The organism is Paraburkholderia sp., from assembly GCF_036488795.1.
Lineage (GTDB): Bacteria > Pseudomonadota > Gammaproteobacteria > Burkholderiales > Burkholderiaceae > Paraburkholderia.
Genome location: NZ_DASXHA010000096.1, coordinates 26,989 through 50,185 on the forward strand (window position 1 = coordinate 26,989; position 23,197 = coordinate 50,185).

Below are 23,197 nucleotides of genomic sequence, written 5' to 3' on the forward strand. Positions count from 1 at the left end.
ATCATTCTCCCGAAGCGGTACAGCGCGCATGTCGCCGCGCCGCGCGAAACAACTACCTGAAGATCTGTTCCAGCACCGGCTTCAACCGGTAAAAAGGACTGCCGAGCGTCATACAGCATTCAGGGGCACGAAACGTCAGGCAGAAAAACAGCGCCAGTAGAAACAGCGCTTTCCTGTGCCGCCCGGTTGAGATCGAAACGCTCTGCGCCACATCCTGTGCAGTGAAGTCGAAGGCGCCCGACACACGCCTGCGCAAGCGCTGCGGCACCAGCTGCAACACGCCAGGCGGACTCACCGACGCGCCGCCGTCGACGAACAACAGCAGCAGATACGAGATCGTCACCGACGACAGCCAGCGGCCCCAGTCGACGCCCAGCAGGTACATCGGGGTCGAAGCGAGGAACAGGAAGCCGAGTTGCGCCATATGCCGGCGCAACATCTCGCTGTCGGCAAGCCCGTAGCCGCGACCGTTCCACAACGTGACCAGCACCAGTACACCGGCGATGCCCGCGCCGGCGAAGCCCCAGATCCAGAACTGCCCCGCGAGGAACATGTGCAGGACGCCGGCCAGATTGAACGAGGTACTCCAGCCGATCGCCGAGATGCCGCCCGTCGGCACGGCCGGCGAATCCGGCGAGATCAGCGAACGATCCGCCGGTGCCAGCGTGTGCCACATCTGGTTGGCGATCTCCGGATTGCCCTTGAACATCGCGCAGACGACGAACATCACGATCTGCACGAGCACCGTGGCCTTCACGATGCGCCCCAGCGCGCGCTGCTGCGGAAACATCGCCGCGACCCGGCGCGCAATCAGCCACGCGGCAGGAAAAGAGATGAAGGCATAGGCTTCGTGCAGGAGCGGCATCAGCACGCTCTGCGCGGCGAACAGCAGGACGAGGACCCAGGCCGCGCGGAGCTTGCGCGCCTCGGCCATGACCGTGGTACGCGCAATCGCGCTATACAGGATGCAGTCGATGCCAAGCGCGATATGAAACACGATCTCTTTGCGAAAGAAGAACGCATTGCCGATCGCCATCTGAAACAGACCGCCCGGCACCAGGATCGCGAGCGCGATGGCGGCCGGGTTACGGGCGCGCGAACGCAGCCACGTCCACATCAGCAGCACGCTCAGGCTCGCATAGTTCGCAAAGACCAGCAGGTTGACCGCGGAGACGTCGCCTTCACCGCCACGCATCGACTGGATCAGCCAGCCGCTCATGCCACGCCGGATAAAACCGGTGTCGTAGTTGATCAGCCAGTCCGAGTAGGCCCACGTGCTCCAGTTCAGATGCGCCGGGTTCGACATCGTCACCGCCCATACCAGCGAGATCGATGCGCCGACCAGCACGAAAATCAGATACGACCAGGTACGCTTCATCCGGTTACACCTCAGCAGGCACTGGCTCGACGCATGGCTCACGCCGGCGTCGTAGGGTCCATGCATACTAGGAGTGCCGCCACGCGCATGCTGTGCGCCAGGGCACACACCGGACATAGCGGCGCGTCATGACGGACATGGCGCAGACGGAAGTGGGCTAACGAACGGAATCCGCTGCGGGTCACCGCTAGATTGGCGGTCAGACAGGCGTTCACGGAATTGGCACGCCTTGCACTCGCCTCCGGGCCCGGATCGGGAAAGGGACACAGCATGAGCGGACATATGGTGCAGCACATCTTGCTGCTGACAGCGACCATCACACCACTACCTGGCATCAACAACCTGAGTTATACCGACCCGCGACAGCGCTTGCGCGATTACGAACGCGCGCTCGAGCACTATCTGCGCTTGCGTCGCCATAACGAGAAGATCGTCTTCTGCGAGAACTCCGGTTCCGACCTGAGCACGTTGCAGGAAGTGGCGCGCAGGATGAACGCAACCGACGCGGTCGAATTCGTGAGCTTTCACGGCAACGACTTCCCGCCTCACTTCGGACGCGGCTACGGCGAGTTCAAGATGGTCGACCACGCGATGTCCACCTCGCGCGTCCTGCTCGCCGCGCGCGAAGACGATGTGATCTGGAAAATCACCGGCCGCTATATCGTCGAGAACCTGCACGCGATCATCGACTCGCGGCCCCGCCATACGCCGCTCTACTGCAACTATCGCGATCACCCGAAAAAAGGCTGGATGGATCTGTACCTGATGGCGTGGACGCCTGCGTGGTATCGGCGCTATCTGGCAGGCGTCTATCCGAAGCTGATCGACGACCCTGACGGGCGCCCGGTGACGGCCGAGCATCTGATGCGCGAGCACCTCACCGAAATCCGTTTCGGCGGCCCCTATCGTTTCAGAAAGACGCCGAAGCTGATCGGTGTGCGCGGCGCTGACGGCGCCGGCTATCATTTGAACGGACGCGGCAAATACCTGCTGCGCAACGCACTGTCGATCGTCGCGCCCTGGATCTGGGTCTAATCTGGGTCTAATGCGGGGAACCGGAGCCGGATGCGCGACGCGCACCCGGCAAGCCTCGTTTTTCACGAGGCCGCGTGCGCCGCTTATTCCGGCTTACGCGCAATGAAATGCAGCCACCATGCGTCGCTCGAGGGCGCATCGTTCGGAATGCGTTGCGCATCCGTACTGCCAAATACCGCTTCGAGTTCGAGACCCAGTTCCTTGATCTGACGGCGCTCGTGAGCAAGCGTCGTATAGACGATCACAATCCCGAAGTTGTGCGCGGCCGCCGTGGCGATCGAATAGCCGTCGAAGTCGCGCGTCAGGCGCGCGTGCCGCAGATAATTGAAGCTGGCAATCGGCAGACGGCGCAGCGTACGCCATGAACGCCATGCGAGCTTGACGGGGTTATACGTGAAGACCGGCAGGATGCGGCTGAGCGGCTCGCGGTAGCCCGGACCTTCGCGATTGTGCGACGAGAACAGGATCAGGCCGCCCGGCCGCGTGACGCGCCGCATCTCCTGCAGGATGCGCATACGGCCTTCGTAGTCGACGCAGTCGATGCCGTTCCAGCTGAACTGCACGAACGCATAGTGATTCGACGGCAACGACGACATGTCGCGTGCATCCATCCAGCGCAGGTCGATGTTGGGGAAGCGGCCGCGGCATAGCTCCAGCAGCTTCTCCGTGTAGTCGACCGCGGTGTAGTCGCTCGACAGCGCCTTCAGCATGGGCACGGTGCGCCCCGCTCCAACACCGATATCGAGAATCGGCTGATCGCGGCAGCGCGCCGCGACCCATTCGATCGCCGCGCGCTCGCCGGGATCGCTCCATCCTTGCGACGAGGTGAACTCGCGCTTGGCGTCGCGCGAGTTCCACGCGTGCTGGTTGACGTTATCGAGTGCCTTGCCCAAATTCATGATCAGACTCCTGGCAGATGCGCCCCGTGAGGCGCGGTGTCGCCCTGACGGCCGGAGCCTGCATCCGGGACCGCAACGGCAGAGATAGCTGAATGAAGCGCGTCGCCGGCCAGCGGCCAGTCCGCGCCCGGTCTCACTGCCGAGGCGCGCTTTGCCTCGACGAGCGGTGCTGCCTCACGCAGTGTCTGCGTGAGCCATGTTTCGGTGTCCCGCATCACCGCCTCGCGCGCGGCGCTGGTGAACAACGCGTGATCGAGTTTCGGCAGCAGCTGCACGCGGATCGTGGGATGGCGGCGCAGCGCGCTGCCCAGCGAACCGAAATGAATTTTCAGTTCCTCGAGCCCGACGTCGAATTCGCCGTACACGAGCCGCACCTGCACCGCTTTCGCAGCCAGATCGCGCATCAGCGCACGGATCGGGTTGGTGTCGCGCGCGCCGCCGTCCACCCGGGACAGCGCATCACCCACGCGCGCCTTCAGAAAACGCAAGCCGCGCTGCGACACCGCACGCGCAGCGCGCATGGGGTTCGCTTTGCCGCGCAGCGCTTCGAGCCATTTGCGCAGGCTGAAAGCGGAGCGCCAATAGAGCCGGCTCTGGGCGAACACCGGCGTGCCCGGCGCGCGCTCCTCGCCGTCCCAGATGAACTTCTGCAGATTCACACTCACGCAGCCGATGATGGCCGGATGCTGGCGAGCCGCATGCAGGCCATTGAATGCCCCGCCGCACACGCCCACGACGGCGACGCGCCGGTAGCCCTGCGCCACCAGCCATTGCGCGCCCGCGGCCACGTCGGTGCCGGATGCGTCCGCATAGATCGTGTCGAGCGTGACCGTCGGGCCCAGCGGCACGCTGTCGCCAAGCCCAGCCAGATCCATTCGCAACGAGGCGATGCCCTGCTGCGCTAGCCGGCGGGCAAACAGCACGAAAATCCGGCCATCGCCGATATGATGACTCGCGCCGGTGTTGCAGAACAGGACGGCGGGCAACTCAGGATCGGGCCGCTCCGGCACGCAGTGGATGCCGAAATAACGGCCGGACTGATAGGCCACGTCGAAACTGACCGGCATCTCGCGCGCCTGCTGCGCCGGCAGACACATCACGTTGCGCGCGGCGGGCGCGCCCTGCTTTGCGGGTGAGCTCGCGCTGCGCAACGAGAGATCCTGCGCGAGCCAGTCCGTCACCTTGCGGAACGCCTCGAGCGGCACTTCGCTATAGAGCGCCTCCTGAAGAAAGCGGTCGCACTCGTCGAAGGCGCCGACTTCCACCACGCTGCCGAGCGCCTCATAACGGCTCGCAAGCGCGCTCACGCGTGTACGGTCCACCGAATCGAGCAGCAGCACGCGCTTCGCAGCCGGCGTCTGAACCTTCGTGAGATCGCACGCGGCGAGTTGCGCCACGTCTGCACCATGTACACCGAAGCCGTACGCTTCCACATAGGTCGCCGATTCCGGCAGCGGCTCGGCACTGAAGCCCGCCGGCGTGGTCAGCCAGCGCTGCCGGTGCGCACGCAATTCGCGCACGTATTGCCGTCCGGAGATCACGGGTGCGAGCAGCACCAGCGCGTCGACACCGCCGCGGCGCTCGGCGACACGTGCCGCCAGCAAGGCGCCAATGCGAAATCCGCACAGCGCGACTTCCGTCACACCAGTCCTCGCCCGCAATGTATCGATCGCAAGGTCGATACTGTCGAGCCACGCGTCGACGCGCCCCGGGTCCTCTTCGATCCCGGCCGAATCGCCCGCGCCCGGATAGTCGAAACGCAAGGTGGGCAAGCCGCGTTGCGCGAGCTGTTCGGCGAGGGTGCGCCAGCCGCGGTGCGTGCACAGCACGTCATAGCCAAACGGGCTGCACATCACGACCCCTCGGGTCCCCTGCGCGCCGTGTAGCCAGCCGAAGCATTCGCCAAAAACAAGTGGTTCCATCGCCCGGTCATTCCCTTGTCGAGCAGCCGCATGCGGCGCAAATATTCCTGTCGGGAAAATTAGAACAGCCAAACGCTTGCGTCTCAGTGCGCGTGCGCACAATGGCGCCGCTGCCCTTGCATCCATGTGTGCGACCCACCGGGTGAGCGTGGCATTCGCGCGTCGTCACAGCGGATCGACATGCGACCAGATACGCCGCCCCCAGCCCGTACGGACCGACTGGCGGCGCACGAAGGCGCGCAATGGCGCCGACAATGCGAACGACATCGCCAGATTCAGCGCCACCAGCACAATGGCCGCGCTCGCCAGCGTCACGTAGCTGCTCGCACGACTCGCGATCGCGAGCGCGGCACCGAGGCACACCGCATGCGGCGCGAGCACGGCGAGCAACGCGCGGCTCCCCAGACGCGACAGCACGATCAGGAGCGCGCCGTCGATCAGCGTCTTGACGAGCACGGCGAAGGCAGCGCCAATCAGACCGAAGGTGCTGATGCCGGCCCACAGCAGCAACGCGAGCACCGGCAGCTGGACCATGCTGATGCGTGCCGCGCGACCCGGATCGGCCTGCGCCTGCAACAACACCCGTACGACGCTCGCCGTACTGCCCACCCAGACCGACAATGCGACGATCCGCCCCGCCGATACACCTTGCAGCGCGATCTCGCTGCCCACCCACCACGTCAGAAACGGCTGCAACGCGCAGATGGCGACGATGGTGGCCGGCGTCAGCACGCCCGCCACCAGCGCGATACCCTGGCGCGCCAGTTCATGCGCATCGACCTGTGACGACGCCGACAGGCGCGGGAACAGCGTGCGCATCACGGCCGTCGGCAAGACCGACAAGCGTCCCACCAGGTTTTGCGGCGTCGCATAGTAGGCGACCGCGCGGGCGCCCAGCATGGTGCCGATGATCACGCGATCGAGGCTCGCCGCGAACATCTCGGCACTCCCGCCGATCACGATCCAGCTGCCGTAATGAAACAGTTCCTTGATGATCGGCCAGCGCGGCCGGCGCCAGCGCGTGAGACCCAGCACACGCCAGGTCGAGATGCCGAACACGATCGCGCCGAAGAAGCGGGTCGCCACCGCGGTCGCGATCACCACCGGCAAGGTGGGTGAGATCCAGTGCGCCGCGGCGAGCGGCAAACACTGAAACGTCGCCATCCCCAGCACCTGGTTCAGGTTGAATACGGCAAAGCGCTCGGCTCCCGTCAGCGAACCGGCCAGCACCCACGTGAGGTTTGCCAGCGGAATCGCGGCGGCGAGCCACGGCAGGCTCGCGCGCACTTCCTGATTGAAGGCCGGCGACAGATGCCCGAACCACGACAGATACGACAGCGACGCGCCCCACAACAGCAGCGCGCCGAACACGCCGGTCATGAAGTTCACGAACAGTGCGCTGAAAAACACCTGTTCGACACGCTCGTTGGAAGGGTCATGCGCGGCTCGCGCGATCGATATTCGGTTTTCGGTGGCGAGGCTGATCCCCATGTCGAGTACACCGAAGTAGCCGATCAGGGTCCACACGAGATTCATGACGCCATAGCGCGCCGCGCCCAGCGTGAAGAGATAGCTTGGCACCGTCACGAGCGATATTGCAATCGGCACCACTGTTCCAAGCAGATTCAGTCCAACGTTGCGTAGAATCCGACCGTCCATCCCATCCCCCAAGGTTGGCAACATTGCCGTCTGTGCGGCACAGTTATCCAGTGTGTGTTGCCGCGGGCTTCGCGTGGCTTGCGCAGCGCTGCAGAGAGCATTAGACCCGCGTCGTGCGGACGACTCGGTGCGTCCGCCCACACAAGTTTGCTGTGCCGCCTGGCCGCCCGAAAGGGTCCGGCAATGAACAGGGGAATGAGCGCGGCAAGGAACGGCACAAGGCGCGCAACCATGACCGGGAAACGGCCTGCGACGGGCTGCGCCTAACCTTGCGCCACCGCTTCGCGATAGACCTCGGCGACCTGCGCCGCCACCACCGAGCGGTCAAAGCGCGTGCGCGCGTAGTCCTGACAGGCCGACGCGTCGGGCAAGGCGCGCCGCCCGAGGAGCGCGTCGACGAGGGCACTGCCAATCGCCTGATAGCCAATCGACGGCATCACCAGATCCGGCGAGAGCGGCGCCACCGCCTCCGGCAAGCCGCCGACGGGCGTGACGAGCACCGGCGTGCCGGCCGCCAGCGATTCGATCGTCGTCAGACCGAAGCCCTCCAGCGTCAGCGTCGGCACGATCGACAGTTCGGCGCTGCGATACCAGAGCGGCAGCGCCTCGTCCGGTACGAAGCCCGCCAGCCTGACGTGGCTTTCCAGCCTGCGCGCGGCAATCTTGGCGCGCAGCGCCGGTTCGAGCGGGCCTTTGCCCGCGATCACCAGCAAGATGTCCGGCATGGACTGCCGCGCGACGTAAATCGCATCGATCAACTCCTCGAGTCCCATGCGCGCGACGAGCCGCCGGATGCAGAACACCACCGGACGATCGTTGGGCAGATCGAGCAAGGCGCGCGCTTCGGCCCGGCTTTGCGCGACCTCGAAGCGCTCCGTCTCGACGCAGCCGGGCACGATACGGATGCTGCTTTCCGGCACACCGTACTGATGCTCCAGAAGCTCGCCGAATGCGCGCGACAACACGATGTGACGGCTCGCATGCCGGTACACCGCGCGCTCGATGGCACGCCGCATCACGTGCGAGAGCCTGCCGCGCCCTTCGACGGCCGACTCGTCCGCCCACGGTCCATGAAAATGCACCACGCGCGGAATGCGTCCGAACACGCCCGCAGTCGGTACGGAATACAGCGCGAAGTGCGTCGCCACGACATCCGGAGCCTGCGCGCGCTTTAGCGAAAGCGAGTGCCTGCGCGCCTGCCACATGCGCGTGTGGAGGCGCTCGCCCGCACCCGCGAAAGCCTCCACGACACCGCCGGAATCGCGCAACACGTCGGCGCTGCCGGCCACCAGACCGCGCACGTTCACGCCCTGGGCCGGCAGCGACTCGACCAGCGCCTTGAACATGCGGTCGAGCCCGCCCGGGCGCTCGCCGAACCAGTGCATGCCGATCTGCAGCGAGTCGAGCGGCGCGCTCATGACAGGACCGTCACGACGTCACCCTCTGCCGGCGTAGCGCGCTGCGGCAATGGCGGGCCCGTCAATACCTCGTAGAGCGACAGATAACGGGCCGCCATCTGTTGCCAGCTCAAGGAGCTGGCCAGCTCGCGGGCCGCTGCGCCCATCGTGCGCGCGCGTTGCGGATCGCGCGCCAGCTGCGCGATCGCGTCCGCAAGCCCAGCAATATCTTCCGGGCTTTCGAGTACCACGCCGCACGTGCTGCCGATCACCTCCGCGCCACCCGCAGTCGCAACCGTGATGACGGGCAACGCGCTGGCGAGCGCCTCGAGCATCACGAGGCTCATTGCTTCGTAGCGCGAAGGAAAAACGAAGGCATCCACCGAGCGCATCAGATCGGGCATCTCGCGCACGAAATCGACGAAATGCACCCGCTCGCTCACCCCCAGTGTCTGGGCCAATGCCACGTAGGGCGTATTACGCAGTCGACCCGCCACCACCAGATGCACGTTCGACGGCGCCGCCATCAGCGCGCGCAGCACCGCATCGAGATTCTTGCGCGGGATGCGCAGATCTCCGGCGAACAGCAACAGGAAGGCGTCCTGCGGCAAGCCGAAACGTTCGCGCTGCGAGTGGCCCGGCGCGAATTCTTCCACGTCGACGCCGTTGTGAATCACCGCGATCCGCGCAGGATCGGCGCCCGCGGACTCCACCTCGCGCGCCACCTTCTGCGACACCGGTACGACGACTCGCGCGCGACGCAAGGCATGCTTTTCGCAGTACACATTCAGCAGCGTATAGGCGATCTGATACATCGCGTAGGCGCCCTGCTTCATCCGGAACGGATAGAAGCCGCAGCGATACCAGCCGTCGTGCACGAAGTGCACGGTGTTGACATCCGAGCGTGCCCACGTGATGAATCCGTTGACGTGAATCACGTCGAACTCGTCGCGATGCGCGCGAATCCATGCGCCGCTGCGCAGCGCGAAGATCTGGTACTTGATGAGACTGGTAGGCAAGCGACTTTCGCGGAGCTGCACGAAACGCAGCCGCGGATGCTCGAGCAAGACCGCGTCGATCCCGGAACCGAGCACCGTCACCTCGTGCCCTGCCGCGAGCGAGGCACGCACGATCTCGTAGTTCACGCGGCCCTGTCCGTCGTGATTACCGACGATATGCGTCACGATCAACAGTTTCATGATACGGCTTCGGAAGTGAGCGTGGCACGCGGCCGCGCGGCCGGCTCAAGGTCGCGGCGTTCCCGCGCAGTGCCGGCGCTGCCTGGCGGCGGCGTCTCGCGCAATGCGTCGGTGCGCTTCTCGCGGGCATAGCGCGCGCCGTTGACCGGCATCAGCACGCCGATGAAATAGAACATGCCGGTCATGCCTGCCAGCGTGTTCGAGAACACCATCATCGAAAGGACCGCAATAGCGACACCCACCCCGCACGCGCCGAAGTGATCTTCGGGCCGCTTGCGGCTCGCCGAAAGCGCCCGCCACAGCAACGTCAAGGTGCCCGAGATGAACAGCAGCGTGCCGGGCCAGCCCATGATGTACGGCACTTCCATGATGCCGCTGTCGAACACCTGGATCACATCCGAGTCGCTGTCCGCAAGCTTGCTGGCTATCCCGGTCGTGCCAAATCCCTGACCGGAGATGTCGGTCAACGCGCGGCTCATGAAGCTCGAATACATCTCGGCGCGCACCTGATAGCTGTTGTCCTGGCTGATGTCCTGAACCGTTTCCATGCGCTCCGTAATGTGGTCGCCTACCCCGTCGAGCATCGTGACCGGCAAGCAGAGCGCGAGACAGGCGAACACCCCGGCAATCAGCCGCATGCGGCTGCGGCCGTCGAGCATCGCAATCGGGTAGATCAGGCCGACCAGCAAGCCGCCCCACGCGCTGCGCACGGAGGTGAACATCAGCGCGGGCAACACCACGCCGGCGGCAAGCCGCAGCTTGCCCTTGCCGGCGAGCGACATCAGGATGCAGACGAGTGCCGTGCTGGCGAATGGCCCGGAGGAATTCATCGTACTGCTCACGCGCATGCCGAACGGCACCGGATGGCCTTCCGAAGTCATGCCCGATGCCAGCAGCCAGAAGGCATCCCACGGCGGCGGACTGATGAACTCCCAGATCCCGTACGCGCCCATGATGATGGCGCCGTAGATGAAGGTCTTGAGCAGGACTCGCTGGTAATCCGGGTGGTGTTCCCACGTGGCGACGAGACGAAAGCCCACCAGGGCAGGAAAGACCGCACCCGTCAGCGCAAAGGTCGCCGCCGAAAAACCGGCCCGCGACATGCCGATCAGCCACGCGTACGCAAGGCCCGCAATGATCATCATGAGCGGCGCCGCGCGGCGCTGTCCGAGCATCCGCGCGTCGGTGATCAAAGCCAGTCCGGACATGGCCGCGCAGCCCAGCGGCGCGACCATGATCGTACTCACCGGGTTGAACGAGCCGGCGAAGAAATCGGCGAGACGCCGCACCTCCGGTGTCAGAAAGAACACCCAGCAGGTAAATCCCAGATATTGGGCAGGATAGACGCGGTAAAGCCACAGCGCGACCAGCAGGCACATGGCCGGATAAAACAGTTCCACGAGCCGCCCCATATGGGCGAAACACAGCACGATCGAGAGCACGAAAACCACCACCGGCACTGTCACCGGCACCGAACTGGCAGACTTAGGCTTATCCGGACTCGCGGGTCTGGCTTGTGCGGCAGGTGCGGCGGAGCGCGGCGGGACCGGCCGCGCCGACAATTTGCGGGGCACCCAATGCACCACTTCACGTGCGCTGCTGCCGCTCCCCCGCTCGTGCGGCGACGGGGCATCCGCGCCGTCCATCACAGCAGTTCGAAGGTACTGACGACCGGCGCGCCGCCGCGCTCACGGCGCAGGCCGCCGAACATCGGCTGACTGTTGCCGCGCGGCTGGCGCCGCAGGCCGATAAAGGGGGTGCCGTGATCGAGAAACGGGCCATCCGTCTTACGAAAGCCGAATTGCTCGTAAAAGCCGCGCAAGCCGACCGGCGCCGTCAGCCGGACCACCCGGCCCGGCCAGCGTTCTGCGATTGCATTGAGGGCTCGTTCGATCAGCACCTCCGCGGTGCCGTCGCCGCGCCGCGTCGGACTCGTCAACACCTTGTCGATGATGACTTCCGGATCCTCGATATCACCCGGCTGGATGCGGGCGTAGGCCATGATGGGCATTGGCCGCGCGATGTCTTCGGTAGCGAAAAGATGAAGGGCGCCGCTGTCATGACCGTCGGCATCGAGATGGACGTGGGACTGTTCGACCACGAACACCGCGCTGCGCGCACGTAGAATCAGATACAACTCGCGTGCAGTGAGCTGCTCGAATTCCAGCGTCTTCCAGTTCATCACGATTCCCCCCGACAGGTCGCGCAACAGGCAGCCCCGTTGCCATGTCGATACATTACGTCTGGAACCCGCGCCCTTCCGTGCGGCATCGCACTGACGCTGAAGCTTGTCAATCCGTTAAATACGTCCAACCGATACACGCCCCGGCCGGTTCCCGGGCGCCGTGGAAGCGGGCCCGGATGCACTGGCGATTCGACCTCATGACCGCGCCGGTGCGATGTGACACCCTTCTGAAGAGGCTGGATTCCATGAAAACGGCACTGCGACGCATTCTTTCCGAGTCAGCACGTCTCGATGTCCCGCCCGAATCGCTGGCGGACGATGCCGATCTTTACGCAGCAGGCCTGTCGTCGCTGGCGACGGTGCACCTGATGCTAGCAATCGAAGACGAGTTCGACATCGAGATTCCCGACCGGATGCTCACGCGCCGGCTCTTTTCGAGCATCGATTCGCTGGCCGCCGCGGTCACCGAATTGCAGCAGGCCAAGGCGGCCGCATGAACGCCCCGCTCATGCACGACGCTGTCCCGCTTGAAGGCGCGCGTGCCGATACGCTGGACGCGGGCAAGCCGGCGGCCTCCGCCTCTGCCGCTGCGCTGACCGCGGTCGAACCCGACTCCGGCTGGCGCGCGGCCGCCCAGCGCGTCGCGCAGATCGCCGCGCAACATGCGGATGCGGTCGATCGCGAGGCCCGTTTTCCAACTGAAGCGTTCGACGCGCTGCGCCGCGAGCGGCTGCTCTCGGTGCTCGTGCCGCAACAGTTCGGCGGGGCGGGTCTGCCGCTCGCGGACGTCGCGACCATCTGCGAAATGCTCGGCCAGGGCTGTTCGTCGACGGCGATGGTGTATGCGATGCACCAGATCCAGGTGGCCTGCATCGAAGCGCACGGCAGCGACTCGCCGTGGCACCGCACGCTGCTCGCGCAGCTGGTGGACAAGCAATGGCTGCTGGCCTCCGCGACTTCGGAGGAGACCATCGGCGGCAACATGCGCACCAGCGCGTGTTCGGTCGAACTGGACGGTCCTCGCCTGCGCATCGAAAAGATGGCGCCGACGATTTCCTATGGCGCCCAGGCCGACGGCATTCTCGTCACGGCACGGCGCACGGCGGAATCCGCGGCGGCCGACCAGGTGATGATCGTCGCACTGCGCGATGAAACCACCCTCGAAAAGCGCGGCAGCTGGGATTCGATGGGGATGCGCGGCACCTGCAGCGAAGGCTTTCGGCTCGTCGCCACCGGCCTCGCCGAACAGATCCTGCCGACGCCCTTCGCCGAAATCGCCGATCAGACCATGCTGCCGGTCTCGCACACGCTGTGGGCCGCCGTCTGGACCGGGATTGCCGGCGATGCGGTGAATCGCGCGAAGGCCTTCTTCCGCGCCCAGGCGCGCGCCAAGCCCGGCTCGGTGCCGCCTGCGGGACTGCGCCTCGCCGAAGCCGTCGGCCTGCTGCAGATGATGCAGGCGCGCCTGAGCGTCGCCCTCGACGCGGCCCGCGCCGCGCATCACGCGAAACGGGGCGAGTGCCAGGCCGACGTGCCGCTGTCCGCATTGCTCGGCTTCGCCTCCGACATGAACACGCTGAAAACCAGCATTTCGACCACCGCGCTGCAAGTGGTGCAGGAAGTGCTGATGATCTGCGGGATGGCCGGTTACAAGAACGGCACCGAGTACAGCGTCGGCCGTCATCTGCGCGATCTGTATTCCGCACCGCTGATGATCAACAACGACCGCATTGCACAAAATACCGCGAGCCTGCTGCTGGCGCAGCGTCCGGCCGCACCGGGGAGAGCTTGAGATGAACACGATGACCGATACCGCTGCAATCGCCACGGCACTCGACGCAACGGCTGCGGCCGCGCCGACCTTTCGCGACGAATTACTCGAAAAAGGCATCCTGATCGACACCGGTGAAAACGGCCTGTACGGCCGCAGTCAGGTGTTCGAAGACGTGGTCGATCGCCTCAACGTGGCCATTACGCATCTGGGCGCCGATCAGGAGCCCGAAGTACTGCGCTTTCCGCCGGCCATGCGCCGCACGGATTTCGAGGACAGCGAGTATCTGAAGAGCTTCCCGAACCTCGCCGGTACCATCCATTCGTTCTGCGGCAACGACATGGGGCATCAGCGCCTGTTGCGCGCCCTCGACAATGCGATGAACGAAAGCGACGACGATCGCAGCGAAGAATGGCTCGCCCAGCAAAAGCCCACGCGTGTGGTGCTCACACCCGCGGCCTGCTATCCGATCTATCCGGTGATGGCGCGGCGCGGCCCGCTGCCCGAGGCAGGCCGCACGATCGACGTGCTGTCGTACTGCTTCCGCCACGAGCCCTCGCTCGATCCGGCACGTATGCAGATGTTCCGTCAGCGCGAATATGTGCGCCTCGGCAATGCCGAGCAGGTGATGGCGTTTCGCCAGATGTGGATCGAGCGCGGCTCGGCGCTGGTGACGATGCTGCAACTGCCGGTCGACGTCGATCTCGCCAACGACCCGTTCTTCGGCCGCGGCGGCAAGATCGTCGCGGACAGCCAGCGTGCCCAGGCGCTCAAGTTCGAGCTGCTGATTCCGGTGGCCAATGCCGACAGCAAGACCGCTTGCCTGTCGTTCAACTACCACATGGAACACTTCGGTGAGATCTGGAAAATCCACTGCGCGGACGGTTCGGTCGCGCACACGGGTTGCGTCGGCTTCGGCATGGAACGCATCACGCTCGCGCTGTTCCGTCATCACGGCCTTGACGTGAACGAATGGCCGGACGACGTGCGCGCGCTGCTGTGGGGCGATACCAGGGCGCGCGTCGCTCACGGCATGGCGGGAGGCGCCGCATGACGCCCCCGCTCACGACTCTCCTCAACGGCGCCCTGAGCAGCCCGATGAACGTGCCGCTCAATGGTCCGCCCGATGGCCCGATGAAGGGCCCGCATGGCGGCCCGGGCGCTGCCCGTTCGATGCGTACGCATCAATCGCACGCGCTGCATCAAGGCGAACGGGTCTGGCAGGAAACCAATTGCTACGTCGACCTGTGGATCGAGCTGCTGCACGGCTTCGGGCTGGATCCGCGCGCCGCCTTCGGGTTCACCGTCACGCAGGACTTCGAAGGCGATCAGTTCACGTTCTTCAAATTCCCGCTGGAAGACCTCGACCGCCTGTACGGCACGCAGGTGCAGGAACTGGCCATCTACGACTCGCTGGAGGATCGCGTCCTCGCCCAGACGCTGCGCGGCCATACGGTGCTCGTCGAGGTGGACGGCTACTATTTGCCGAACACGCGCGCCACGTCGTACCGGCGCGAGCATCCGAAGACCACGGTGGGAGTCGACTTCATCGATCCGGCCGGACGGCGGCTCGGCTACTTCCACAACACGGGCTATCACCTGCTGCAGGACGAAGACTACGACGGCGTGTTTCGCAAGCTGCCGCAGTTCGTCGGGCAGCCGGATCTGTTGTTCCCGTACGTGGAATTCGCCAAGCAGGTGCGCCCGGCGCTGGAAGGAACGGCACTCGCCGAAGCATCGGCGGAGCTCTTGTGCGCGCATCTCGAACGCCGCCCCATGCGCAATCCCATCACGCAATGGCGCGCGGCGTTTCCGGATCAGCTCGACACGCTGCTCGCACGCGGCGAAAAATACTTCCACCTGTACTCATTCAATCTGATGCGGCAACTGGGCGCGAACTTCGAATTCCTCTCCAAGTACCTGCAGTGGCTCGCGGTGCAAGGCTTCGAGATTCCAGCGGATATTCCGGCCTCTGCGCAGAAGATCGCCTCCGAGTCGATGGTGATGCAGTTCCGCCTCGTGCGTGCCATGGCGCGCGGCCGGCGCGACCTGTGCAGCGACTGCTTCGATGTGCTCGAAGACGCGTACGAGCGGACCTTGCCGCCGCTCGCCGCGCTCGCGTTCTGATGCAGCAAGCCGTCCGGAGACCTCGTGCGCGCGCTGCCTGACGCCCCGTCCGAGGTCGCGCTCGAGATCGGCGCGCCGCCGGATGGCGCGGTGCGTACCGAGCCGCGGCCGGATGACGGGTTGGAGCGCGCCGTCTGGCCGCGGCCACTCGACACCGGCTGGCAGTGCGTCAGCACTGCCGCAGGCGCATGCGCCTCGCCCGCTGACTGGCCTGCTGAAGGCTGGCTGACTGCACCCGTACCCGGCACGGTCGCGGCGGCGTGGCGGGCCGCAGGACGCCTCGACGCCGACCGTCCGCCAGCTTTTGCCTTCGACGACCACTGGTATCGCCTGACGCTGACGGGCAGCGGTGCGCAACGCTTGCGCCTGCACGGCCTCGCCACGCTGGCCGAAGTGTGGCTGGACGGCGTGAAGCGGCTCGATTCCGATTCCATGTTCGTCGCGCACGACCTCACGCTCGAACTCGACGGCCCCGCCACGCTCGCGCTCTGCTTCCGCTCGCTCGCGCCGTTGCTCGCCGCGCGCCGCTCACGCGCACGCTGGCGGCCACGGCTCGTCTCGCCGCCGACCTTGCGCAACGTCCGCACCACCCTGCTCGGCCATATGCCGGGCTGGTGCCCTCCGCTCCAGGCTGTGGGGCCGTGGCGTCCCATCGAACTGCTCGGCGACGCCGCCCAGGCGTTCGACACGGTCGACCTGGGCACGCGCATCGACGGTGACGACGGCATCGTCTCGCTCACGCTCAGATTTGTGCACCCGCAGCACGAGTCCTTGCGCGCCGGCTTGAATTGCGCCGACGTGCGTTCGTCTCTTCAATGGAGCGATGCGCAGACGCTCACGGGCGAGTTGCGCATGCCGCATGCCGAGCGCTGGTGGCCGCATACGCATGGCGCGCCGGCACTGCATCTTGTCGCACTGGAACTAGGTGGGCGACGCTTCGAGCTGGGCCGGGTCGGTTTCAGGACCATCGAAGCGGAGCGCGGCACGGATGGCGACGGTTTCGCACTGCGCGTCAACGGTGTGCCGGTGTTCTGCCGTGGCGCCTGCTGGACGAGCGCCGACCTCGTCACGCTGGCGGGCACACCGGCGCAGCTCGAGCGGGCGTTTTCGCTCGCCCGCGACGCCGGCATGAACATGCTGCGCGTCGGCGGCACGATGGTGTACGAGTCCGACACCTTCTACGCCCTTGCCGATCAATACGGAATCCTGATCTGGCAAGACTTCGCGCTGGCCAATTTTGACTATCCGAACGATGCGGCGTTTATTGACTCGGTGAGCCGCGAGGCGCGCCAGTTTCTGGCGCGTACGCGCCGCCATGCCGCGTTGGCCGTGTTATGCGGCGGCAGCGAGGTCGATCAGCAAGCCGCGATGTTCGGCCTGCCGCCTGCGATGCGCGCCCAGCCGCTGTTTACCGAATGCCTGCCCGCCCTCGTCGCCGGGGAACGGCCCGACGTAGCGTATGTGAGCAATTCGCCGACAGGCGGCATCTGGCCGTTTTCGACGCGCACCGGCGTCACCCATTACTACGGAGTCGGCGCGTATCAACGGCCGCTGGAAGACGTGCGGCGCGCCGAGGTGCGCTTCGCGGCGGAGTGTCTGGCCTTCGCCAACGTGCCGGACGACGTGACGCTGCACGACGTGCTCGGGACGGCCCAGCTCCACGATCCGCGCTGGAAAGCCGCTGTGCCGCGCGATCAGGGCGCCGGCTGGGATTTCGACGACGTACGCGACCACTATCTGCAGACGCTCTACGGCGTGGAGCCGCCACGCCTGCGCTATGAGGATGCACCGCGCTATCTGGAGCTTTCGCGGGCCGTCGTCGCGGAACTGATGACCGAGGTCTTCGCCGAATGGCGCCGCACCGGTTCACGGTGCGGCGGCGCGCTCGTCTGGCAGTTGCAGGACCTGCGCCCGGGCGCGGGCTGGGGCGTGATCGACTCCACCGGCCGGCCCAAGAGCGCGTGGTACGCCCTCGCGCAGGTGCTGCGCCCCGTGCAGGTGGTCATGACTGACGAAGGCCTCAACGGCCTCGACATCCATCTGATCAACGACACCGCCGGATCGTTGCAGACGCAACTGGAGCTTGTCTGTTTGCGCGACGGCGCGGTGAAGGTAGCGTCGGCAACCTGCCCGATCGAACTCGCGGCACGCAGCACGCAGCGCCTCGGCGCTGCAGAATGTCTGGGACAGTTCTTCGATTTCACTCATGCGTATCGCTTCGGCCCGCGCGCTCATGACGTAACGATTGCCACGCTGCGCGACGCGAAGAGTGGACACATCCTGTCGCAATCGTTCCACCTGGCCGAACGCCGCGTGCTCGAACGTCATGATGCCGGCCTCACGGCGACACTCGAAGCGACCGGCGCAGGCTGGCAACTGAGCATCGAAGCGAAGCGTTTCGCGCGTTTCGTTCACATCGACGATGCGCATTTCATCGCTTCGGACAACTGGTTTCATCTGCCGCCGAATCAATCGCGAATCATTGCGCTCAAGCCATTTAACGCCAACGAAACAGACGCCGCACCCGCAGGCGAAGTGCGCGCGATCAATTCCAGCACGCCGGTTTTCTACCGCTGAGTCCACCTTCACCTTATGCTGCGCCTCGCGCAAGCGGCGTGAAACCTAGCTGTGGCGCGCGTTTCCCGCGCTGGCAGGCGCGCTTGCACGCGCGCCCCGGCGCAAGCCGACTGCCACCAATAATCGCTTCCGTACGCCAGACCACGCAACCTGTGGAACACATCTGAATCAATTCTGAGCCATTGCGGGCAGCGTGGCTGAGGGCCTGTCCAGCCCGCGTTTCAAGCGCAAACCGGCTGCTTCCGGTTCTGCGAAAACGACACTTATATCCATATAATCAATGACTTGCATCAAATTAAATAATTCGGCCCGAACACCGGAGGCCTAACAGCCGTTGTGCAAAATTGAAACAAAAACGCATCTTTCGCCTCGCAACCGGACACGGCGTTCTTCGCTGCGCCGCACCAGTGCTCGCTTTTCACTCCCTTGGCACAGTCCTCGCTAAATGAGAAGCGCAACACCAGCGCCGACGCCAACAAACAGACAATCGACGGCGCGAAAAGGCCAGACGGGGCCCGCATTGTTCATCCATAGCTGCTCGCCAGGCAGCAAGGCATCGGGATGCAGTGACGGGTAAAAAAATCAGGGAGTCGCGTTCGCGGCTCCATGCGAGGACCGACCATGTTGACGCTTCAATCCGATTTGCACGGCAATCATTTGCTCGGCGCATTGCCCTCCCATGAGTGGCAGGCTTTGGCTCCCCATCTCGAACTCGTCCATCTGCGCACTGAGCAGTTGTTGTGCGACTCGGGACAACGCATCCATCACGTGTACTTTCCCACCACTGCGATCATCTCCATGCTCTCCACGATGGAAGACGGCAGCTCGGTCGAGATCGCCGCGGTCGGACGCGAAGGCATGACGGGCGTACCGGTCCTCACGGGCGGCGAAACCATGCCGAACCGGGTACAGGTGCAAAGCACAGGTTTCGCCTATCGCATGACGGCGCAATGCCTCAAGCAGCAATTCATGCGTTCGGATCTGCTGCGCCGGCTGATGATGCTCTACATGCACGCGCTGCTCACGCAAGTCGCACAGACCGCTGCATGCAACCGGCATCACTCGCTCAACAAGCAACTGTGCCGCTGGCTTCTGATCGAAGTCGACCGCGTCGCGTCGAATGAGCTGACCGTCACGCAGCAACTGATCGCCGACATGCTCGGCGTGCGCCGCGAAGGCATCACCGAAGCGGCCGGCAAGCTGCACGACGAAGGCCTGATCCATCACAGCCGCGGTCACATCAAGATTCTCGATCGTCAAGGCCTCGAATCGCGCGCATGCGAATGCTATGGCCTCGTCAAACGCGAGTTCGACCGGCTGCTGCCGCGCCTGCATCAGGCCGAGGCCGTGAGCTGAGCCCTGCTGGCTCTATAAGGTAGACATCATGTTTCGGCATACCGCGCGCTGCCTGGATGCGCTCTTCGTGATTGCGGGTGCATTGCTCGCTCACTGGACGCGTTTCCCGGCGCCGCTCGAACTCACCGATACCGAGCGGCTCCTGATGGCCTTTAACTGCTTGCTGGTGCTGTTGCTGTTCCCGGTGTTCGGCGTCTACAGGACATGGCGCGGCAAGTCGCTGCCGGAGATGCTGGCGCGCGTCGCGGCCGCCTGGCTGATGGCGGTGGCCACCGGACTGATTCTGGTCTTCACGCTGCACCGGATGGATGCGGTCTCACGTTTGTGGTTCGCCTATTCCACCGTGATTTCAGGTGTGCTTATCGTCGCCACCAAGCTTGCCGTGCACGTGGCGCTGCGCATGGTACGGCGGCGCGGGCTCAACTATCGCACCGTTGCGATCGTCGGTACGCCGGGCTTTACCCGCATGCTGCTCGCGCATCTCGCGCAGGCTCCGCAAGCGGGCTTCCGGCCCGCGTGCGTGTTCGACACCTCGCTCGAGGAGCCGGAGATGGTCAACACCCGCATCGGCCACCTGCCGGTGCTGACCGAGATCGACACCTTTGTAGCGAAGGTTCGCGAAGAGCAGATCAACGAAGTGTGGCTGGCGTTGCCGTTGTCCGAGGAACACGCGATCTATCGCTTCATGCGGGCGTTCCAGCACGATTTCATCACCGTGCGCTTCATTCCGGATACGCGCGGCATGTCGTTGCTGAATCACTCGCTGGTGGACGTGCTCGGCTTGCCGACCATCAACCTGACCGACGCGCCGGTCTCGTCGCCGCAGATGTGGCCGAAGCTGATGTTCGACCGCCTGTTCGCGCTCGCGGTGCTGGTCGTGCTGGCCCCGCTGTTCCTCGCGATCAGCGTGGCCGTGAAAATGAGTTCACCGGGACCGGTGTTCTTCACGCAGAAACGCAAGGGTGTCGACGGCCATACCTTCGACATCTACAAGTTCCGCTCGATGACCGTGCATCAGGAGTCCGCCGGTCACGTGACGCAGGCGACGCCGAACGATGCGCGCGTGACGCGCCTGGGCGCATTTTTGCGCCGCACGAGTCTGGATGAGTTGCCGCAGTTCTTCAACGTGCTGCTGGGTCAGATGTCAGTGGTGGGTCCGCGCCCGCACGCAATCGAGCATGACGATCTCTACAAGGATCTGGTGTACGGCTACATGTACCGCTACCGCATCAAGCCGGGCATCACCGGATGGGCCCAGGTGAACGGCTATCGTGGTGCGACGCGCAAGGTCGAGAAGATGGAGACGCGGGTGAAGTTCGATCTGTTCTATATCCAGAACTGGTCGTTCTGGTTCGACATCAAGATCGTGCTGATTACGCTCACCAAGGGATTTATCGGCCGCAACGCTTATTAATGCTGTTCCTCGGGGATTCGATGTGAACGTTTCCGTGATCGTGCCGACCTATCGGCGTCAAGCCGATCTCGCACGCTGTATCGCCGCGTTGGGCGAGCAGCAGCGGGCTGCCGACGAGATCGTGGTGATCGCGCGTCCCGAAGATCGCGAGGCGATCGAGTGGGTCGAGGCCTACGCAGCCGCCACTGTCGACGCGCGTGTGCGCGTTGCGCTCGTGCATCAGCCAGGCGTGGTGGCGGCATACAACCGCGGCGTCGAATCGGCTACGGGCGACATCCTCTGTTTCGTTGACGACGATGCGGCGCCGCACGCCGACTGGATCGCCCGGATCGTGCATGCGTTCGAACAGGACGCCGCGCTGGGCGGCTTCGGCGGACGCGACATCGTCCACGAGCGTGGCGGCATTCTCGAAGGCAACAAGCTCGTGGTGGGCGTGGTGAGCTGGTATGGGCGCGCGGTGGGCAATCATCACATCGGGCAAGGCGGCGCGCGCAAGGTGCAGATTCTCAAGGCCGTCAACATGGCGTTCCGGCGCGAAGCGATCGGCCCCGTGCGTTTCGATTCGCGCCTGCGCGGCAACGGCGCCCAGGTGCACTGCGAAATGGCCTTCTGTCTCGACATCGTGCGGCGCGGCTGGCCGATCGTGTACGACCCGATGCTGCTGGTCGAACACTACCCGGCGCAACGCGGCGACGAAGATCAACGTTACACGTTCAACGACACCGCGTTTTACAACGCGTCCTTCAATCTGCGACTGATCATGTGCGAGCACCTGCCGACGTTCGGCAAATGGGCGTTCGTGGTGTATTCGTCGCTGATCGGCAACCGCGCAGACCCGGGGCTGGCGCGCGCGTTGTCGCTCGCACTCGGCGGTGAAAACCTCACCGTCGCGATGCGTAAATGGTGGGTGGGCTTACGCGCCATGCGCGGAGCCTGGCAAGAGGCGACGCGCTAAGGGGGCAGGCGCGCCTGCATAAAAAAATGGACCATATCATGAAGATCAAAATAGTGTTCGCCGGTCTGCTGACCATGATGCTGGGCGCCTGCGCGCTCGCACCGGGGCCATACATCGATACCGCGCGGCTGAAGGAGACCGCTCCGGCACAACCGGCAGCCGACGACTATCCGGTGGTGCCGATCGATGTCAATTACTTTGCGCAGGCGCGCGCGATCGCGCTGCCGTCGGTCTGTCCGCTGATCTGTCTCACCTCTGCGTATCGCAAGCAATACGAGTATCGCGTCGGCGTCAATGACCAGTTGACCATCATCGTCTGGGATCACCCGGAGCTGACCGGCGGCGGCGCGGTCATCGGCGCGGCGGGCACACCGCCGCTGCCGCAAGGCAACAACGGCAGTCTGTCGCTCGCCAACCCGGCGACCCCGCAGGGCACCTCCAGCGGCGACGGCGTCGCGGGCGGCCTCGTGGTGCGCGTCGCCAACGACGGCACGATCTTCTTTCCGCGCGTGGGCCGGATCAAGGTGCTCGACCGGAACGTCGAGCAGATCCAGAAGGATCTGACGACCGGTCTGGCGAAGACCATTCGCAATCCGCAGCTCGACGTGCGCGTGTCGGGCTTCAACAGCCAGGTCGTTCAGGTCACTGGCAGCGTGCGCAACCCGGCGGCGGAATCGGTCACCGACTTGCCGCTGTCCGTGATCGACGCGATCAATCGCGCCGGCGGTGCGCAACCCGACGCGGATCTGCAAAACGTCGGCGTGACACGTAACGGCAAGCGCTATGCGGTCGATGTTGCCGCGCTGCTGGAAACCGGCGATCCACAACAGAACGTCGTGCTGCAGGATGGCGACATCATCGACGTGCCGGATCGTTCGAACAGCCGCATCTTCGTGCTGGGCGAAGTGATGCATCCGTCGTCGCTGCCGATGAACCGCGGCAAGCTGACGCTCGCCGACGCACTGACCGGCGCGAGCGGTCTCGATGTCAATACCGGAGACCCGCACTTCATCTATGTGATTCGCGGCGCCGACCGCGTGGTGAGCAAGATCCAGCAGGCCAAGCTCACGCAGACGGGCGCGTCCGCCAAGCCGGTAACGGGAGACCCTGACCTGATGCCTTCGGTATTTCGCCTCGACATGACACAGGTCGACGCGCTGATGCTGATGACCAAATTCGAATTGCAACCACGTGATGTCGTCTACGTACAGGTCGCTGCTTCCGCGCGCTTCAACAGGCTCCTCAACCAGATTGCGCCGACGCTGCAGACGCTGTACTTCGCGAGAGCATTGACCCAATAAGCACACGTACTAGCGAGAAGCA

Annotated in this window: 18 protein-coding genes; 10 read left to right on the forward strand and 8 right to left on the reverse strand. The window is 64.8% G+C overall.

Translation table 11 applies throughout. From position 1 onward, the window contains the following. Window positions 1–52: 52 nt before the first annotated feature. A complete protein-coding gene (locus VGH41_RS13095) occupies window positions 53–1,378 on the reverse strand; it encodes a hypothetical protein (protein WP_331597874.1) in 1,326 nt (441 codons plus the stop codon). A gap of 270 nt (window positions 1,379–1,648) precedes the next feature. Between VGH41_RS13095 and VGH41_RS13100 the strand changes: the two genes are divergently transcribed. After that, a complete protein-coding gene (locus VGH41_RS13100) occupies window positions 1,649–2,413 on the forward strand; it encodes a hypothetical protein (protein WP_331597875.1) in 765 nt (254 codons plus the stop codon). 83 nt (window positions 2,414–2,496) lie between these two features. Here VGH41_RS13100 and VGH41_RS13105 read toward each other — a convergent pair whose 3' ends face one another. From VGH41_RS13105 to VGH41_RS13135, 7 genes are all read right to left on the reverse strand, one after another. After that, window positions 2,497–3,312 carry a class I SAM-dependent methyltransferase gene (locus VGH41_RS13105; protein WP_331597876.1) on the reverse strand — a complete coding sequence of 272 codons (816 nt, stop codon included), beginning with the start codon at window positions 3,310–3,312 and terminating at the stop codon, window positions 2,497–2,499. A gap of 2 nt (window positions 3,313–3,314) precedes the next feature. Further along, window positions 3,315–5,234, reverse strand: coding sequence for an alpha/beta hydrolase (locus VGH41_RS13110; RefSeq protein ID WP_331597877.1), 1,920 nt, complete (start codon window positions 5,232–5,234; stop codon window positions 3,315–3,317). 165 nt (window positions 5,235–5,399) lie between these two features. After that, the gene (locus VGH41_RS13115) at window positions 5,400–6,917 is read right to left on the reverse strand and encodes a flippase (RefSeq protein ID WP_331597878.1); all 1,518 of its coding nucleotides are present in this window, start codon (window positions 6,915–6,917) and stop codon (window positions 5,400–5,402) included. Window positions 6,918–7,156: 239 nt separating this feature from the next. Next, a complete protein-coding gene (locus VGH41_RS13120) occupies window positions 7,157–8,311 on the reverse strand; it encodes a glycosyltransferase family 4 protein (protein WP_331597879.1) in 1,155 nt (384 codons plus the stop codon). Further along, window positions 8,308–9,489 carry a glycosyltransferase family 4 protein gene (locus tag VGH41_RS13125; protein ID WP_331597880.1) on the reverse strand — a complete coding sequence of 394 codons (1,182 nt, stop codon included), beginning with the start codon at window positions 9,487–9,489 and terminating at the stop codon, window positions 8,308–8,310. Before VGH41_RS13125 ends, VGH41_RS13120 begins: the two co-directional genes overlap by 4 nt. Continuing rightward, the gene (locus tag VGH41_RS13130; RefSeq protein ID WP_331597881.1) at window positions 9,486–11,063 is read right to left on the reverse strand and encodes an O-antigen ligase family protein; all 1,578 of its coding nucleotides are present in this window, start codon (window positions 11,061–11,063) and stop codon (window positions 9,486–9,488) included. Before VGH41_RS13130 ends, VGH41_RS13125 begins: the two co-directional genes overlap by 4 nt. Window positions 11,064–11,134: 71 nt before the next feature. Further along, window positions 11,135–11,671, reverse strand: a complete 537-nt coding sequence (locus VGH41_RS13135) for a GNAT family N-acetyltransferase (protein ID WP_331597882.1) — start codon at window positions 11,669–11,671, stop codon at window positions 11,135–11,137. 248 nt (window positions 11,672–11,919) lie between these two features. On the opposite strand from VGH41_RS13135, the gene VGH41_RS13140 reads away from it, so the two are divergent. The 9 genes from VGH41_RS13140 to VGH41_RS13180 all read left to right on the forward strand — a co-directional run bounded on the left by VGH41_RS13140 (window position 11,920) and on the right by VGH41_RS13180 (window position 23,175). Beyond that, complete coding sequence (locus VGH41_RS13140) at window positions 11,920–12,171, forward strand: acyl carrier protein (RefSeq protein ID WP_331597883.1); 252 nt, start codon at window positions 11,920–11,922, stop codon at window positions 12,169–12,171. Beyond that, window positions 12,168–13,466 carry an acyl-CoA dehydrogenase family protein gene (locus VGH41_RS13145; protein ID WP_414696645.1) on the forward strand — a complete coding sequence of 433 codons (1,299 nt, stop codon included), beginning with the start codon at window positions 12,168–12,170 and terminating at the stop codon, window positions 13,464–13,466. Before VGH41_RS13140 ends, VGH41_RS13145 begins: the two co-directional genes overlap by 4 nt. 1 nt (window position 13,467) lies before the next feature. Continuing rightward, on the forward strand, window positions 13,468–14,499 hold the full coding sequence (locus VGH41_RS13150) for an amino acid--[acyl-carrier-protein] ligase (RefSeq protein WP_331597884.1): 1,032 nt from the start codon (window positions 13,468–13,470) through the stop codon (window positions 14,497–14,499). An 80-nt stretch (window positions 14,500–14,579) separates the two neighbouring features. Beyond that, complete coding sequence (locus VGH41_RS13155) at window positions 14,580–15,572, forward strand: DUF1839 family protein (RefSeq protein WP_414696648.1); 993 nt, start codon at window positions 14,580–14,582, stop codon at window positions 15,570–15,572. Between the two features lie 24 nt (window positions 15,573–15,596). Then, window positions 15,597–18,149, forward strand: a complete 2,553-nt coding sequence (locus VGH41_RS13160; protein ID WP_414696646.1) for a glycoside hydrolase family 2 protein — start codon at window positions 15,597–15,599, stop codon at window positions 18,147–18,149. A 621-nt stretch (window positions 18,150–18,770) separates the two neighbouring features. Continuing rightward, window positions 18,771–19,505: a Crp/Fnr family transcriptional regulator gene (locus VGH41_RS13165; protein WP_331597886.1), complete on the forward strand. Its 735-nt coding sequence runs from the start codon at window positions 18,771–18,773 to the stop codon at window positions 19,503–19,505. A gap of 28 nt (window positions 19,506–19,533) precedes the next feature. After that, entirely contained in the window at window positions 19,534–20,919 is a 1,386-nt protein-coding gene (locus VGH41_RS13170; protein WP_331597887.1) for an undecaprenyl-phosphate glucose phosphotransferase, read from the forward strand. A 22-nt stretch (window positions 20,920–20,941) separates the two neighbouring features. Next, window positions 20,942–21,874: a glycosyltransferase family A protein gene (locus tag VGH41_RS13175; protein ID WP_331597888.1), complete on the forward strand. Its 933-nt coding sequence runs from the start codon at window positions 20,942–20,944 to the stop codon at window positions 21,872–21,874. A 38-nt stretch (window positions 21,875–21,912) separates the two neighbouring features. Beyond that, the gene (locus tag VGH41_RS13180) at window positions 21,913–23,175 is read left to right on the forward strand and encodes a polysaccharide biosynthesis/export family protein (RefSeq protein WP_331597889.1); all 1,263 of its coding nucleotides are present in this window, start codon (window positions 21,913–21,915) and stop codon (window positions 23,173–23,175) included. Window positions 23,176–23,197 lie beyond the last annotated feature (22 nt).

Bases quoted from the DNA above. Each gene is read 5' to 3' on its own strand.
- VGH41_RS13095 (WP_331597874.1), bottom strand. From the start codon at position 1,378: ATGAAGCGTACCTGGTCGTATCTGATTTTCGTGCTGGTCGGCGCATCG.
- VGH41_RS13100 (WP_331597875.1), top strand. From the start codon at position 1,649: ATGAGCGGACATATGGTGCAGCACATCTTGCTGCTGACAGCGACCATC.
- VGH41_RS13105 (WP_331597876.1), bottom strand. From the start codon at position 3,312: ATGAATTTGGGCAAGGCACTCGATAACGTCAACCAGCACGCGTGGAAC.
- VGH41_RS13110 (WP_331597877.1), bottom strand. From the start codon at position 5,234: ATGGAACCACTTGTTTTTGGCGAATGCTTCGGCTGGCTACACGGCGCG.
- VGH41_RS13115 (WP_331597878.1), bottom strand. From the start codon at position 6,917: ATGTTGCCAACCTTGGGGGATGGGATGGACGGTCGGATTCTACGCAAC.
- VGH41_RS13120 (WP_331597879.1), bottom strand. From the start codon at position 8,311: ATGAGCGCGCCGCTCGACTCGCTGCAGATCGGCATGCACTGGTTCGGC.
- VGH41_RS13125 (WP_331597880.1), bottom strand. From the start codon at position 9,489: ATGAAACTGTTGATCGTGACGCATATCGTCGGTAATCACGACGGACAG.
- VGH41_RS13135 (WP_331597882.1), bottom strand. From the start codon at position 11,671: ATGAACTGGAAGACGCTGGAATTCGAGCAGCTCACTGCACGCGAGTTG.
- VGH41_RS13140 (WP_331597883.1), top strand. From the start codon at position 11,920: ATGAAAACGGCACTGCGACGCATTCTTTCCGAGTCAGCACGTCTCGAT.
- VGH41_RS13145 (WP_414696645.1), top strand. From the start codon at position 12,168: ATGAACGCCCCGCTCATGCACGACGCTGTCCCGCTTGAAGGCGCGCGT.
- VGH41_RS13150 (WP_331597884.1), top strand. From the start codon at position 13,468: ATGAACACGATGACCGATACCGCTGCAATCGCCACGGCACTCGACGCA.
- VGH41_RS13155 (WP_414696648.1), top strand. From the start codon at position 14,580: ATGAAGGGCCCGCATGGCGGCCCGGGCGCTGCCCGTTCGATGCGTACG.
- VGH41_RS13165 (WP_331597886.1), top strand. From the start codon at position 18,771: ATGTTGACGCTTCAATCCGATTTGCACGGCAATCATTTGCTCGGCGCA.
- VGH41_RS13170 (WP_331597887.1), top strand. From the start codon at position 19,534: ATGTTTCGGCATACCGCGCGCTGCCTGGATGCGCTCTTCGTGATTGCG.
- VGH41_RS13180 (WP_331597889.1), top strand. From the start codon at position 21,913: ATGAAGATCAAAATAGTGTTCGCCGGTCTGCTGACCATGATGCTGGGC.